The following is a 13,944-nucleotide window of genomic DNA, read 5'->3' on the forward strand; positions in this document are numbered from 1 at the left end:
TTTAATCAGCGCCAAATAAATCCCGTGTAAATACTTTTTCTTTGACGTTTGATAGTTCTTCAGTCATCCGATTGCTAATAATCACATCAGCCTTTTCTTTGAATGCACTCAAATCTTTGTAAACCTTTGAGTTAAAGAATTCAGCTTCTTTAAGCTCAGGCTCGTACACAATGACTTCGATTCCTTTAGCTTTAATACGTTTCATGACCCCTTGTATGCTTGATGCCCTAAAGTTGTCTGAACCTGCTTTCATAATCAGTCGATAGACCCCAACGACTTGTGGATTTCGTTTGACGATACTCTCTGCAATAAAATCTTTACGTGTGCTATTGGATTGCACAATTGCATTGATCAAGTTTTGCGGAACATTACTGTAATTGGCTAAAAGCTGTTTTGTATCTTTGGGTAAGCAATAACCGCCATAACCAAAAGAAGGGTTGTTGTAATGACTTCCGATACGGGGATCTAAACAAACACCTTCAATAATTTGTTGCGTATTTAATCCATGCGACTCAGCGTATGTATCAAGCTCATTAAAGTAAGAAACGCGCATCGCCAGGTAGGTGTTCGCAAAAAGTTTAATCGCTTCTGCTTCTGCACTATGCGTAAGTAAAACCTCCACATCTGGTTTGTTTGAGCCTTGCTTCAGTAAACCTGCAAATGTTTTAGCGCTTTCGGATATCTCGCCCACAATAATTCGTGATGGGTAAAGATTGTCATAAAGTGCTTTGCCTTCACGTAAAAACTCGGGTGAAAACATAATATGAGCGTTTGGATAGCGTTGTTTGATACTGTCCGTATAGCCAACAGGGACAGTCGATTTAATGACCATGACAGCTTTTGGATGAATACTTAAAACATCTTGAATCACAGCTTCAATTGACTTGGTGTTGAAGTAATTGGTCTCAATATCGTAGTCTGTAGGGGTTGCAATCACCACAAAGTCAGCACCTTGATATGCCTTTTCTTTGTCTAGCGTCGCAGTGAGGTTAAGCGCTTTGTTTTTTAGATAGTCTTCAATTTCAACATCTGAAATAGGTGAGACTTTATGATTTAACATGTCCACTTTTTCAGCGATGATGTCCAATGCAACAACTTCATTTTGCTGAGCCAACAACACTGCGAGAGATAAACCTACATATCCTGTGCCTGCGATGACAATTTTCATGCTTACTCCTTAGCTTTTAAATAATTTTTTTGGCAATCAAAACGCCGCTAGTGCCACCAAATGCAAATGAATTAGACATGATGGTGTTCACTTTAACGTTTTTACGCCCGACATTTGGAATATAGTCCAAGTCGCATTCAGGATCGGGTTCTAGCAGATGCGCAGTTGGCGGAAGCGCTTGTTCTTCTATCGCCATCATACACGCCACAAACTCAACAGCACCCGCTGCACCCATTAAATGACCGTGCATGGATTTTGTTGAGCTGACTGGGATTTTGTTTCCGCAAACTTGTTTAATTGCATTGGTTTCAGTGATGTCATTTAGCTTTGTGCCTGTGCCGTGGGCATTGATATAATCAAGCTGGTCAGCATTAATATTAGCGTCTTTAAGCGCTTTACGCATGGCACGAGCCTGACCTTCGATAGAGGGTTGGGTGATATGGGTTGAGTCGTTACTACTTCCGTAACCAATGACTTCAGCATAGATTTTTGCACCGCGGGCGATGGCTCTGTCCATATCTTCTAAGACCACCATCCCAGCGCCTTCACCCAATACCAAGCCTGAGCGATTGGCTGAGAATGGCTTACACGATGCACTTGGATTAGCCTCATCTTCATCCGCAAGGGTTCTAAGTGCTTCCCATGCTTTTATCGTACCAAATGTAAGCAGTGCTTCCGAGCCCCCTGCCAACATAACATCCGTATAGCCGTGCCTGATTTGTTTTACCGCCTCACCAATGGCGACAGATGATGATGAACATGCAGTGCAGAATGTCAGGTCTGGGCCAGTGATGCCAAAATCTAATGCTACTTGTGCGCTTGCGGCGTTGTTCATGGCCATGAGCACGGTAAAGGGTTTGAGGCGTCTTGCTTGCTCTTTGTAGAGTCTGATATAACCTTCTTCAATTGAAGCTGCGCCACCCATGCCGGTGCCAAGGTAAACGCCAAAGCGCTCTAAATCTTCTGCTTCTAAATTAAGACCTGCATCGTTAATGGCTTGTTGGCTGGCGGATACCGCAAATTGTGTGACGCGGTCCATGGTCGCTGCTTTGTTTTTTACAAAGTGGTCAAGGGGGTCGTAGTCGTTAATATAGGCTGCAATTTTGCAATCCAGGCTATCGACAAAGTCTGTTTCCATGCGTTTAATGCCTGATCTTCCAGCCATTAAGTTGGCAAAAAAAGTTTTTGGGTCGTTTCCAACGGGGGAAAGCACACCCAAGCCCGTCACAGCAACGCGTCTAACAGTCATTATTGACCTTGTGCTGCGCGAAGACGCTCAAGCAATGCAACAACATCACTGACAGTTTTAATATCAACTTCATCGTTTGGCACTTTAATGCCAAATTTTTCTTCTGCATCAAAAATAATATCGAACGTATCCAATGAATCAATTTCTAGAGATTCAAAAGTAGCATCAGGGGTGATTTCATCAAGCGGTTTATCAAATTTCGTTGCGATAATTTCTCGCAATGTTTCAAAGGTGTCCAACTTACTCTCCTAAACTACAGCCGCTTCGATGGCGACGCATTTCTTAAAAAATTCACCCATACGAAGGGCAACATCATTCTTACGCTTATCTAGCGTCAGCACATGATATGAGTCATCTACTAGAAAAGTCTCTACTTTACGCGATGAAATACGTTTTGCAACTAAATGTGCGTTTTTGACGCTGGCCATATCATCTTCGGTTGAATGCACAATCAAGGTGGGTGAGGTGACCTTGGGTAACCCTCTCTTAGCTGACTTGATTAATCTTGTACTTTCTTTAATCACAACAGCAGGTGTGTTAAAAATCCCCACTTTTTCTGAAGCCATCGCATCACGATTTTCAAGCACTGCATGGACTAGCGCACGAGTTCTCTCACATTTAATGCCGTAAGGTGGGGTTTCCTCCCAAGACATAAAGTATTGAAGTGGCGTGTACAAGACAAACGGAAGCAATAGCTTTCGCTTTAGTCGTGGCATATTCCAGCCGTCATAAAAGAAAGTTGTAGAAAGTAGTCCTAAGCCATCTACGCGCTCGCCTTTTTCTTCGGCTAGTTTAATTGCAATTAATGCGCCCATTGATAAGCCAGAAACAAACACGCGTTTGTGTTCTTTTTTGAGTGCTTCAAATGACACTTCCATTGAAGCATACCAGTCTTGCCATGTTGAGCGCTTCAGATCGGCGACACTGCCACAATGCCCTGCTAATTGCGGACAGGCCACGCTGAAGCCTTGCTTGAGCAAGTTTTTAGCGATGTAGCGCATTTCAGCAGGAGTGCCAGTCAGCCCGTGAATAAGCAATACGGCATCTTCGCCACGCTTATCATAAAAACCTGTTGAGCCCAGTGAGTGTTGAGTTTCTTGTGTCATGTATTCTTTTTTGCGTTGATTCAAATAGGATCGCTAAAAATCAAATCGGGGCTTGCGCCCCGATTTGAACTTTCATTATTCAGCGCCGCAGCGTTTAAGTAATGATTCAAACAGCTTAATACCCAGATCAATTTCTTCTTCTGTAATCAATAGAGATGGTGCAAGCGTAATGACGTTCTTTTCATAGCCACCGATATCAAGCACTAAGCCATATTGTTTGCCATCAATCATAATGTCGCCATTAAGACCTTCATTAAACATGCGGTCTGCTAGTGCACGGCTCGCGGTGTAGCCATCTTTTTCACAAAGTTCGATGCGTAATGCCAAGCCTAATCCACTCACATCACCAACGCACTTCCAACGTGACTTCAATTCTTGAATACGTTTTAAGAAGTAAGCGCCACGCTCACGAACATGTGGTTCAAAATCTTCTTCTAGCGTCATGTTCATGACTTCAAGCGCCACTGCAGTGCCTAACGGATTTGAAGCAAATGTAGAGTGTGTTGAGCCTGGCGGGAATTTTTCTGGAGAGATTAATTCTTCACGCGCCCAAATGCCTGACAGTGGGTTTAATCCATTAGTAATGGCTTTACCGAACACGAAAATATCAGGGATGATGTCAAAGTTTTCCCATGACCAAAGCTTACCAGTACGGTAAACGCCCATTTGAATTTCGTCAGCGACTAACAAGATATTACGTTTTTTCAATGACTCTTGAAGTTTTTTCATGTAGCCAGCAGGTGGAACGATGTAACCGCCCGTGCCTTGCATAGGTTCAATGTAGAAAGCCCCAAATTCACTTTGTTTTGCTTTTTCATCCCATATAGATTGATATTCTGTATCGAATAAATGCTCAAATTGTTTGTGGCAATAAGTGTCGCAAGTTTCTACCTTCATGTCGTATGGGCAGCGGAAACAGTATGGATAAGGTACAAAATGTGCGCGGTCAGCAAAGTTGCCGAAGCGACGACGGTAGCGATAGCTAGAAGTAATGGCTGAAGCACCTAATGTGCGGCCGTGGTAGCCACCCATGAAAGCAAATTGGTGTGTTTTACCTGTGTGGTTACGTACTACTTTTAATGAATCTTCAACTGCCTGCGCGCCACCTACGTTGAAGTGAACACGACCTTTAACGCCGTATTTGTCTTCCATGTATTTGCAAATGATTTCAGCTAGCTCAACTTTTTCTTTGTGTAGATACTGGCTAGCTAATTGTGGGAGTGTGTCCACTTGTTTATGCAGTACGTCGGCGATGCGTTTGTTTTTGTAACCGAAGTTAACGGCCGAATACCACATCTGCCAATCTAGGTAAGGTGTTTTATTCTCATCGAATAAAAAGCTACCTTCACAGTTTTCAAATACTTTTGGAGGGTCAGCATAATTAACGGTATCGCCATGTGAACAATACTTATCGTTCTTTGCGAGGATTTCGATGATTTTTTTATCCATGATTTAAGCTCTCGGTTACGAATCTAAAAAATTAAGCAGACAAGCAAGCAAAATTATTGCGAGCATCTTCTGGCCAGGCTTTCACTTCTGCAAGTACGTCAGCAAAAGTTTGAAATTTAATGTGAGGAATGTTGTTAGCTTCACAATATTTAATGAGCGAACCTTTTGCAAAGACAACATCTGCTGATTTTGCCAAACAAGCATCGGACTTACCGTCACCAATTAAAATGACAGGCTTCTCTCCACTAGATAAGTCTTGAGCTACCTTGCATTTGCAAACCCCGTTACCTGCGTTGCAGTTTGGATTTTTGTGTGGCCAGGACATATCGATGCCATCAGTAACAAAGTGCAACTTGTTTGCGTAAACTGGGAGGTTGGGGAAGTCAGCATTTTTCATGGCGACATCAATAGCGTGATCCAAGCCATCACTGACGATTGCGAGTTTTGCAAACTGACTAACGTATTCATAGAAAGGTAGAAAGCTGATATCGAGTTGTATGTTGCGAAAAAAATCTTCGAGCTTTGCATGATCAGTTTTGACCATGTGGAGTTGCTTTTGCATGCATTGGACGGCTGTAATTTTTCCATCCAGCCATTCCTTCTCAACATCTTCCCAAGAAGGGTCTGCAAAACGCTCAAGCATTGCATCAACAGTGTCTCTTAGTGATAGTGTGCCATCAAAATCTACAACAAAAAGCATCGTGCATCTTTACTAAAATTATTTATCGTCATAATAAAGATGCTTCCTTACAGTATGCTTACAAACGTTAAGAATTTACACTCGCCTATTGATTTTTAGGAAGTTCAAACCACACCATATAGTGTTTTTGAGATTTATATGGTTTTTAAATTGAATGATTGTGCAAATAAACACTTGACTTGATCGACTTATACCCGTACAAAGCATATTGGGCGTTTTTACTTAGATCTTTTATGGTTGGCGTAGCTGGCTTTAGTTCGTGAAGTACAAACTTTTGGGGCGCCTCCCCTTGTTTTAGTAAGGAAGTATGCAATGGCAACTGGTACCGTAAAATGGTTCAATGATTCTAAAGGCTTCGGCTTTATCACTCCTGATGAAGGCGGCGATGATCTTTTCGCTCACTTCTCTGCGATCGTAGATAGCGGCTATAAGAGCTTAAAAGAAAACGAACGTGTTAGCTTTGATGTAACTGACGGCCCTAAGGGCAAACAAGCATCAAACATTCAAAAGGCTTAATCGCTTTTTGTAGTGTTTAGCTACAGGTTTTAATTAAAACGGCTCGTTTATCGAGCCGTTTTTTTATTTAATTCATCGCGTTAATCAAAGCTTGAGGATAAAGCACCGAAAAAATGCCCTGGTTTTTATATCTGTTGGAATGTAAAGGTGGAAGCTTTTATGCGGGAATCACTAATCAATTAGAGGTCAGATTTAAGGCGCACGTTGAGGGTCGTGGTGCTAAATATACCCGGGCTTATCCGCCGATCAGAATTTTAGCTCACAAGAGTTATGCAGACAGATCTGAGGCTAGCAAAGCTGAATTCTTTCTGAAATCTTTGCCTAAGCATAAAAAAATAGATTTTTTTAATCATAGTTAAAATGCTTAAAGTAATAAGAGATACAAAGTTATTACAAAGTGACATATTCTTGTTACACACACATGATGTAATAAGAACATTAGCTTGTTTACATGAATAAGTTATCTCCTTGTGTTACCCTCCAGTGGTATTTAATTTACCATTTTTGATGACGAGATTTTTATCTCGTCATTTTTTTTGCCTAATTTTCATCACATCAGTTTTGTTGGCCATAGCTATTCTCTTTTTTTTGCAACATATTGTTTAAATAGCCGAGGTTCTTTTGTTGCAGTTTGGCATAGGTAGCCGTCAGCAACATTTTCTAACATCGCCATTGATTTCAAAAAACATATTTAAGGCGTTTTTGGTTACATCCGATATGTGGCGGATGACAGAACTAATGCCCGATAAATGAAATTCGGCAATCTAGCAATTGCGAAAGTGTGATGGGCTTTGGCGACTGGAGTAGTGTAGCGTAGTTTTGATTTCACTCAAACTTACAAGAGGTTAGATGTTAATGCTTTAAGGGTGAGTTGTTATGTTTAATGGCAGCCAATTGAAAATCAATATTAAGTTGAGAGGTGAGAATGTTACTTGAACATTTTGTAACGTTTAAAGGACGCATTTAATCAAGCATTAGAAGTTAGAAAAAATGGTTTTTGGTTTGTGACTAGCAACGCTTTCCAGTAAAATAAAAGACTCATAAAGCTATTGTCCGTAATATCTAGAAAAGTATTTTCATGACCAAATATGTGTTTGTTACAGGTGGCGTTGTTTCCTCTTTAGGTAAGGGAATTGCAGCTGCATCGTTAGGCGCTATCCTTGAATCACGTGGCCTTAAGGTGACGATGCTAAAACTTGATCCTTACATCAACGTTGATCCTGGCACGATGAGTCCATTTCAGCATGGCGAGGTTTTTGTTACTGACGATGGTGCTGAAACTGATTTGGATTTGGGTCACTATGAGCGCTTCATTAGTGCTCGAATGGGTAAGAGAAACAACTTTACGGCGGGTCAAATCTACGAGACTGTTATCAAGAAAGAGCGTCGTGGTGAGTATCTTGGTAAAACTGTTCAAGTCATTCCTCATATTACCGACGAAATAAAAACGCATGTAAAACGCGGAGCAGAAGGCGCTGAAGTCGCGATTGTGGAGGTGGGTGGTACGGTGGGAGATATTGAGTCCCTCCCTTTTCTTGAAGCGATTCGCCAAATGGGTTTTGAAGAGGGGCGAGATAACACTTGTTATATCCATTTAACCTTGCTGCCATGGATTCCAACGGCGGGGGAGCTTAAAACTAAACCAACTCAGCACTCCGTAAAAGAATTGCGCGAGATTGGTATTCAACCAGACTTGTTACTTTGTCGTTCAGACAGAGCATTGCCAGAAGATGAGCGCTATAAAATTGCCTTGTTTACTAATGTATCTTCAGAAGCAGTGATTTCTGCGGTTGATGCAAGCTCAATTTATCAAATTCCAGGTCTATTGCATGCGCAAAAAATGGATGAAATTGTTTGCCGCAAGCTGAATATTACCGCGAAGCCAGCGGATCTTTCCAGCTGGGAAAAAATATGTTACGCCTTAGCCCACCCTAAACAAGAAGTGAATATTGCCTTTGTTGGTAAGTATGTTGATTTAACTGAGTCATACAAGTCGCTCACTGAAGCCCTCATTCATGCGGGTATTCATACTGAATCAAAAGTGCGTATTCATTACATGGACTCAGAAGACATCGAGCGCGACGGCACAGCAGTGCTCGAACCAATGGATGCGATTTTGGTACCGGGCGGGTTTGGTAAGCGCGGTACTGAAGGCAAAATGAAAGCCATTCAATTTGCGCGTGAGAATAAAAAACCATACTTGGGCATTTGCTTGGGTATGCAATTGGCGGTGATTGAGTATGCTCGCAATGTCGCAAATCTTAAAGATGCGAACAGTACAGAGTTTAATCCAGATAGCCCGCATCCACTCGTCGGATTAATTACTGAGTGGCAAGATGCTGACGGCAAAGTTGAAGTGCGTTCAGAAGATTCTGATTTAGGCGGCACCATGCGTTTGGGCGCACAAAAATGTCCAATTGAAGCAGGTACATTAGCTGCTCAAATTTACGGAAAAGAAGTGAATGAACGTCACCGTCATCGTTACGAAGTAAACAATCATTACGTCGACCAATTAAAAGCAGCAGGTTTGGTGATTTCAGCCCGAACACCAACAGAGCAATTGTGTGAAATGGTGGAGTTGCCACAAAATGTGCATCCTTGGTTTGTGGCTTGTCAGTTCCATCCTGAGTTCACGTCAAATCCTCGTACAGGCCATCCGCTATTTAAGTCTTATATTGAAGCCGCGTTGAAATACAAAGGATCTAAATAATGAAATTATGCGGTTTTGATGTTGGTATCGAACATCCAATTTTCTTGATTGCTGGTCCCTGTGTCATTGAGTCTGAGCAAATGGCAATTGATACGGCTGGTCAGCTCAAAGAAATTTGCGCAAGTCTTGGCATTCCATTTATTTATAAGTCTTCATACGACAAAGCCAATCGTAGCTCTAACAAGACATTCCGTGGCTTTGGTATCACAGAAGGTTTGCGTATTTTGGACGAAGTGCGTCGCCAAATTGGCGTGCCGATTTTGACAGACGTGCATACCGAAGAGCAGGTTGCTGAAGTGGCATCAGTCGTGGATGTGCTTCAAACGCCAGCATTTTTATGCCGCCAAACAGATTTTATTACTGCAGTTGCGACTTGCGGTAAGCCTGTAAATATTAAAAAAGGTCAGTTTTTAGCACCGGGCGACATGAAGCAAGTCGTGCAAAAAGCTAAAGAAGCTAACGGTGGTGCAGATACGATTATGGTGTGTGAACGCGGCGCTTCATTTGGCTATAATACTTTGGTTTCAGATATGCGCGGCTTAGCCATTATGCGCGAGACGAATTGCCCTGTTGTTTTCGATGCGACACATTCCGTTCAACAGCCTGGTGGTCATGGTGACAAGAGTGGCGGTCAACGTGAGCATGTGCCTGTGTTGGCGCGTGCGGCTGTCGCAAGCGGAATTGCAGGCCTGTTTATGGAAACGCATCCAGACCCATCTCAAGCATTGTCAGACGGCCCTAATGCATGGCCTTTGGCTAAGATGAAAGATTTGTTAGAAGTATTGATTGATTTAGATAAAGTAGTCAAAAAAGCGGGCTTTATTGAAAGTACGCTTTAAAAAAACGCTTTAATTAATCATCAGATTTAAACTTAATCATTAGATTTAAACCAAGGAAAAAAGTATGAGCGCAATTGTAGACATCATCGCCCGCGAGATTATGGATTCACGTGGCAATCCAACTGTTGAAGCAGATGTATTGCTTGAGTCTGGCATTATTGGCCGTGCGGCTGTGCCTTCTGGCGCTTCAACAGGCACTAAAGAGGCGGTTGAGCTTCGTGATGGCGACAAAGCCCGCTATTTGGGCAAGGGCGTTTTGCAAGCGGTTGAGAACGTTAATACAGAAATCTGTGAAGCGATTATTGGTTTGGATGCTGAAGACCAAAGCTTTATCGATGCAACTTTGATTGAAGTGGATGGTACTGAAAATAAAGCACGCTTAGGTGCAAATGCAATCTTAGCGGTTTCGATGGCTTGCGCTCGTGCTGCAGCAGAAGAATCTGGCTTGCCACTTTATCGCTACTTGGGTGGTTCTGGCATGATGCAATTGCCAACGCCAATGATGAACATCATTAACGGTGGTGCGCACGCGGCTAACAGTGTTGATATTCAAGAATTCATGATTATTCCTGCTGGTTTGCCTAGCTTCCGTGAAGCGTTGCGTTGCGGCGCTGAAGTATTCCATGCGTTGAACAAAATTCTTCACAAACAAGGATTGGCAACAACAGTAGGTGATGAGGGTGGCTTTGCTCCTGATTTGCCATCAAACGAATCTGCGATTCAATATATCTTAGAAGCGATTTCAGCGGCAGGATATGAGCCAGGCCGTGACGTATTGTTAGGTTTGGATTGTGCAAGCTCTGAGTTCTACAAAGATGGTAAATACAATTTAGAGTCAGAAGGCTTGCAATTGTCTTCAGGTCAGTTTGCAGACTACTTGAGTGCTTGGGTGGATAAATATCCTATCATCAGCATTGAAGATGGGATGAGTGAGCATGATTGGGATGGTTGGAAACTATTGACGGACCGCATGGGCAAAAATATCCAATTAGTCGGGGATGATTTGTTTGTGACAAACGCTAAAATTTTGCGAGAAGGCATCGCTAAAGGCTTGGCTAACTCAGTACTGATCAAAGTGAACCAAATTGGTACATTGACTGAAACATTCCAAACCATTGAAACAGCAAAACGTGCTGGTTATACCTCAGTAATTTCACATCGTTCTGGTGAAACTGAAGATACAACGATTGCTGATATTTCAGTTGCAACCAATGCATTGCAAATCAAAACGGGTTCACTTTCACGCTCTGAACGTATCGCGAAATATAACCAGCTCTTACGCATCGAGGAGGAGCTTGGTGATGCAACTAGCTATGCGGGTATGGGTGCGTTTTACAACCTCAAACGATAGTCCTGATTAAAGCCTGCCTTGAAATCGCTCACGCTCATCTTCGTTATCCTGATTGCTGCGCTTCAGTATCCTCTGTGGCTCAGCAAAAAGGGTAGCTGGTTAACTGTGTGGAACCTCAATCAGCAAATCTCTCAGCAAAAAGATAAAAACGATGCATTAAATGCGCGCAATGCGAGTTTGGATGAGGAAGTCCGAGATTTAAAACAAGGTTATGCCGCGATTGAAGAGCGTGCACGAAGTGAGTTAGGCATGGTGAAACAAGATGAAGTGTTTATCCAAGTACTAGATGCCAATAGCCTTTCCCCAAATAAGCCGGTTGTTCAAGCACCAATGGCTGAAATGAAAGAGCAGGCCAAGCATTAACTTATTGAATACGAATCTCCTAATGACTAGCTAAGCGCATAAGGTAATGGTTTAAATGCTAGCCTTTTACCTTTCCAAACTGGATGTTCAGCGGTCGATTCTAAGTTTTCTAGGCGAATTTCAACCAAGACATCTACACCTCCGCTGGGGGTATTTGCAGCTCGAACAATCTGGCCTATTGTTTCATCATGACCATCCAATTGAATTAAATCGCCAGCGCATGGCATTTCTTCAGTGTTAATATGAGCAAGTTGTGTGCGGCGCTTCACTTTGCCAAGATAATGGGTGCGCGCAACGATTTCCTGGCCTGTATAGCAGCCTTTCTTGAAGTTAATTCCATCTAGTGCATCTAAGTTAATCATTTGTGGCACAAAGGCTTCTTGAGTGGCTGGCACGATTTCGGGAATACCAGCTTGAATTTCTAAATAGTCCCAAACCGATTTCCCAACCTTATTACAGGTGTTAGAAAGTGTATTCCAAATACGTTCAGCATTCGCGATATTGGTAAACACTTGGTAGCGAGGGTTGATCCCCGTTAGCCTTAATAAAGTCGCATCTTCTAAGGTGATCAGTTGGTGCGGTAAGGTGGGTACCTGACTGAAAAGGCTTAGCAATGTCCTTTCAGCATGTGGCCCCGCAATACCAAAGCATAAAATATCAGCAGATTTGTTTGTAATAACTACTTTTGATCGCATTACATACATTCTGAGGCGCTTCATTATGGGCTCTAGAATGCTAAGTGGCATTTGAAGGTGTAAGTGGTCGGCGTGAGCAAAAGCTAAAAATAGACCTAATAAACGACCTTTCGGTGTGCAATAACCAGCATATTGACTATTGCTACAATTGAGCTTTTTGACATCATTCGTCACTTGCCCCTGTAGAAAAGTAATCGCATCATCACCGCTAATTTCCAGAAGGCCTAAATGCGATAAACTGGTCAGCACATTGCCATTTGCAGCAGCGAGCTCATGGCTCGTATCACCAAAGGATTGGAGTTCGCTATCGATAAAATTTGCGCCCTGCGCGCTTAAAAACTCGTGCCATTGTGTCATTTGCTTACTTTATATGAAAAACCATAAGGGAGATTATAAATGAAGCCCACCCAATTAGCGTTAAAGCCATCACGCTTACTTTCATTCTTATTGGCACTAGTGAGCTTAGTCGCTTCAGTGCTCTTGATATGTTTGCCATTTGGTTTTTGGTGGAAGGTCGGACTCATCTCAATCATCCTGCTTCTAAGCGCTTACTCCATTGCGCTCAGTGCATTATTGTTGTTGCCTTGGTCTTGTCATTATTTAACGCTTAATAAAGATAGTGAAATTGAGTTAACTCAAAAAAATGGCAAAAAATTTCTTATCAAAGTATTGCCAACTAGTCTTGTAACACCGCAATTAACGGTCATTAATCTGATTGCGAACGGTCATTATTTGTCCCGCCACATCCTCCTTCTCCCTGATAATGTCCAAGCAGATGAAGCGCGTTTGTGGCGGATATGGTTGCGTTGGGGATTGAAAAATCTAGACTATTCTTTTGCGACTAAGCCATTTAGATAAAGCATTGAAAGGTTTTTTTGGAAAATATGCCATCAAAAATAATAAGCCTGCAAGAGAGGCCAATATCCATTGAATCTCATAAGGTGCGATATCTCGACGAGCAGGCTTTTGGTTTTTCATGGCGGATAAAATTCTTTGCAAATTATCGGCGCGCACATAATCGCCATTCACCTCTTTAGAGAGTGATTTGAGATAATCTTCTTGTAATTTTGAAATGTAGCGGTCACCTTCTCCACTCGCAACATTATTATCACGTACACCAATGTTAGCTTCTGAAATTTGTGCAATCCCTGGCTGCATCGCAAAACTGTCTGCGGACCAATAGCCGATAAGTTGGTTTTTATCATCAAGTTTTGGAATAGAAGAGCCTTTTTCACTGCCAACGCCTACAAAAAGCCAGCCATTGCCACCTTGGAAATTGGTTAAATCTTTGGTGTTAAATGCGTGGAGTTTAGGGGCTTCCTCTCCATCAGTAAAGTAAACGACTTGCGCAGGTTCTGGAAAAGCACGAATGACGCGAGCAAGGGTCAGCATGCTTTCACGTACGCGACTATTTCCTGACCAAGCTGTTCGCCAATCTAGGTTATCAATCGTATCTTGAATCGCCGCATAATTGCTACAGACTTCAATTGGATTGTAAAGTGCTGCAACGCTAGCGCCAGCAAACAAGCCAATACTGACGTGAGTACCACAAGGCATGTTGGCAACGATATGATGCAACATATACTGTGTATAAGCGATACGACTTGTGGGCTTCCCATTTAAGTTAGTGTCAATAACGTTCATGCTTTGCGATATATCAGCCACTAATATGTAACTATAGATATTTCTAGGCATTGGAAGCGTGGGCTTGAAAGCAGCCGCAATGAGCAGAACGCACGCGCTTGCAATCAGCGCCGCATCTCGACGATCACGAAGGTAGCTAATAACTTTGCCCATG

15 protein-coding genes are annotated in these 13,944 nt (G+C 42.4%); 7 read left to right on the forward strand and 8 right to left on the reverse strand.

Going from position 1 to position 13,944, the window contains the following annotated elements; all coding sequences use genetic code 11:
- Position 1: 1 nt before the first annotated feature.
- The 6 genes from BN1209_RS02730 to BN1209_RS02755 form a co-directional block, all read right to left on the reverse strand.
- The gene (locus tag BN1209_RS02730; protein ID WP_045750840.1) at positions 2-1,168 is read right to left on the reverse strand and encodes a nucleotide sugar dehydrogenase; all 1,167 of its coding nucleotides are present in this window, start codon (positions 1,166-1,168) and stop codon (positions 2-4) included.
- A gap of 16 nt (positions 1,169-1,184) precedes the next feature.
- A complete protein-coding gene (locus BN1209_RS02735; protein ID WP_045750841.1) occupies positions 1,185-2,417 on the reverse strand; it encodes a beta-ketoacyl-[acyl-carrier-protein] synthase family protein in 1,233 nt (410 codons plus the stop codon).
- Positions 2,417-2,656 (reverse strand): acyl carrier protein, encoded by a 240-nt coding sequence (locus BN1209_RS02740; RefSeq protein ID WP_045750842.1) that lies wholly within the window; start codon positions 2,654-2,656, stop codon positions 2,417-2,419. Before BN1209_RS02740 ends, BN1209_RS02735 begins: the two co-directional genes overlap by 1 nt.
- 9 nt (positions 2,657-2,665) lie before the next feature.
- A complete protein-coding gene (locus tag BN1209_RS02745) occupies positions 2,666-3,523 on the reverse strand; it encodes an alpha/beta hydrolase (RefSeq protein ID WP_045751922.1) in 858 nt (285 codons plus the stop codon).
- A 75-nt stretch (positions 3,524-3,598) separates the two neighbouring features.
- The gene (locus tag BN1209_RS02750) at positions 3,599-4,972 is read right to left on the reverse strand and encodes an aspartate aminotransferase family protein (protein ID WP_045750843.1); all 1,374 of its coding nucleotides are present in this window, start codon (positions 4,970-4,972) and stop codon (positions 3,599-3,601) included.
- A 31-nt stretch (positions 4,973-5,003) separates the two neighbouring features.
- Positions 5,004-5,672, reverse strand: a complete 669-nt coding sequence (locus tag BN1209_RS02755; protein ID WP_045750844.1) for an MtnX-like HAD-IB family phosphatase — start codon at positions 5,670-5,672, stop codon at positions 5,004-5,006.
- Between the two features lie 312 nt (positions 5,673-5,984).
- Between BN1209_RS02755 and BN1209_RS02760 the strand changes: the two genes are divergently transcribed.
- The 6 genes from BN1209_RS02760 to ftsB all read left to right on the forward strand — a co-directional run bounded on the left by BN1209_RS02760 (position 5,985) and on the right by ftsB (position 11,451).
- Positions 5,985-6,188, forward strand: a complete 204-nt coding sequence (locus BN1209_RS02760) for a cold-shock protein (RefSeq protein WP_045750845.1) — start codon at positions 5,985-5,987, stop codon at positions 6,186-6,188.
- Positions 6,189-6,301: 113 nt separating this feature from the next.
- A complete protein-coding gene (locus BN1209_RS02765; RefSeq protein WP_045750846.1) occupies positions 6,302-6,547 on the forward strand; it encodes a GIY-YIG nuclease family protein in 246 nt (81 codons plus the stop codon).
- A 719-nt stretch (positions 6,548-7,266) separates the two neighbouring features.
- Positions 7,267-8,898 (forward strand): CTP synthase, encoded by a 1,632-nt coding sequence (locus BN1209_RS02770; RefSeq protein ID WP_045750847.1) that lies wholly within the window; start codon positions 7,267-7,269, stop codon positions 8,896-8,898.
- Positions 8,898-9,737: a 3-deoxy-8-phosphooctulonate synthase gene (kdsA, locus tag BN1209_RS02775; protein WP_045750848.1), complete on the forward strand. Its 840-nt coding sequence runs from the start codon at positions 8,898-8,900 to the stop codon at positions 9,735-9,737. Before BN1209_RS02770 ends, kdsA begins: the two co-directional genes overlap by 1 nt.
- 64 nt (positions 9,738-9,801) lie before the next feature.
- Complete coding sequence (eno, locus tag BN1209_RS02780; protein ID WP_045750849.1) at positions 9,802-11,088, forward strand: phosphopyruvate hydratase; 1,287 nt, start codon at positions 9,802-9,804, stop codon at positions 11,086-11,088.
- An 18-nt stretch (positions 11,089-11,106) separates the two neighbouring features.
- Positions 11,107-11,451: a cell division protein FtsB gene (gene ftsB / locus BN1209_RS02785; protein ID WP_045750850.1), complete on the forward strand. Its 345-nt coding sequence runs from the start codon at positions 11,107-11,109 to the stop codon at positions 11,449-11,451.
- Between the two features lie 26 nt (positions 11,452-11,477).
- On the opposite strand, the gene ygfZ is transcribed toward ftsB, so the two are convergent.
- A complete protein-coding gene (gene ygfZ, locus BN1209_RS02790; RefSeq protein ID WP_045750851.1) occupies positions 11,478-12,503 on the reverse strand; it encodes a CAF17-like 4Fe-4S cluster assembly/insertion protein YgfZ in 1,026 nt (341 codons plus the stop codon).
- A 39-nt stretch (positions 12,504-12,542) separates the two neighbouring features.
- Here ygfZ and BN1209_RS02795 point away from each other — a divergent pair, with 39 nt between their 5' ends.
- The gene (locus tag BN1209_RS02795; protein ID WP_045750852.1) at positions 12,543-13,004 is read left to right on the forward strand and encodes a protein YgfX; all 462 of its coding nucleotides are present in this window, start codon (positions 12,543-12,545) and stop codon (positions 13,002-13,004) included.
- Here BN1209_RS02795 and BN1209_RS02800 read toward each other — a convergent pair.
- The gene (locus BN1209_RS02800; protein ID WP_045750853.1) at positions 12,969-13,943 is read right to left on the reverse strand and encodes a VWA domain-containing protein; all 975 of its coding nucleotides are present in this window, start codon (positions 13,941-13,943) and stop codon (positions 12,969-12,971) included. The two genes, BN1209_RS02795 and BN1209_RS02800, sit on opposite strands and share 36 nt — an antisense overlap.
- Position 13,944: the final 1 nt, after the last annotated feature.

Source organism: Candidatus Methylopumilus turicensis, from assembly GCF_000953015.1.
Taxonomy (GTDB): domain Bacteria; phylum Pseudomonadota; class Gammaproteobacteria; order Burkholderiales; family Methylophilaceae; genus Methylopumilus_A; species Methylopumilus_A turicensis.

What these genes read in the sequence shown, in the direction of transcription:
- BN1209_RS02755 (WP_045750844.1), bottom strand. Translation starts at nt 5,672, where the DNA reads ATGCTTTTTGTTGTAGATTTTGATGGCACACTATCACTAAGAGACACT.
- BN1209_RS02735 (WP_045750841.1), bottom strand. Translation starts at nt 2,417, where the DNA reads ATGACTGTTAGACGCGTTGCTGTGACGGGCTTGGGTGTGCTTTCCCCC.
- BN1209_RS02770 (WP_045750847.1), top strand. Translation starts at nt 7,267, where the DNA reads ATGACCAAATATGTGTTTGTTACAGGTGGCGTTGTTTCCTCTTTAGGT.
- BN1209_RS02795 (WP_045750852.1), top strand. Translation starts at nt 12,543, where the DNA reads ATGAAGCCCACCCAATTAGCGTTAAAGCCATCACGCTTACTTTCATTC.
- kdsA (WP_045750848.1), top strand. Translation starts at nt 8,898, where the DNA reads ATGAAATTATGCGGTTTTGATGTTGGTATCGAACATCCAATTTTCTTG.
- BN1209_RS02730 (WP_045750840.1), bottom strand. Translation starts at nt 1,168, where the DNA reads ATGAAAATTGTCATCGCAGGCACAGGATATGTAGGTTTATCTCTCGCA.
- BN1209_RS02745 (WP_045751922.1), bottom strand. Translation starts at nt 3,523, where the DNA reads ATGACACAAGAAACTCAACACTCACTGGGCTCAACAGGTTTTTATGAT.
- ygfZ (WP_045750851.1), bottom strand. Translation starts at nt 12,503, where the DNA reads ATGACACAATGGCACGAGTTTTTAAGCGCGCAGGGCGCAAATTTTATC.
- eno (WP_045750849.1), top strand. Translation starts at nt 9,802, where the DNA reads ATGAGCGCAATTGTAGACATCATCGCCCGCGAGATTATGGATTCACGT.
- BN1209_RS02750 (WP_045750843.1), bottom strand. Translation starts at nt 4,972, where the DNA reads ATGGATAAAAAAATCATCGAAATCCTCGCAAAGAACGATAAGTATTGT.
- BN1209_RS02800 (WP_045750853.1), bottom strand. Translation starts at nt 13,943, where the DNA reads ATGGGCAAAGTTATTAGCTACCTTCGTGATCGTCGAGATGCGGCGCTG.
- BN1209_RS02760 (WP_045750845.1), top strand. Translation starts at nt 5,985, where the DNA reads ATGGCAACTGGTACCGTAAAATGGTTCAATGATTCTAAAGGCTTCGGC.
- BN1209_RS02765 (WP_045750846.1), top strand. Translation starts at nt 6,302, where the DNA reads ATGCCCTGGTTTTTATATCTGTTGGAATGTAAAGGTGGAAGCTTTTAT.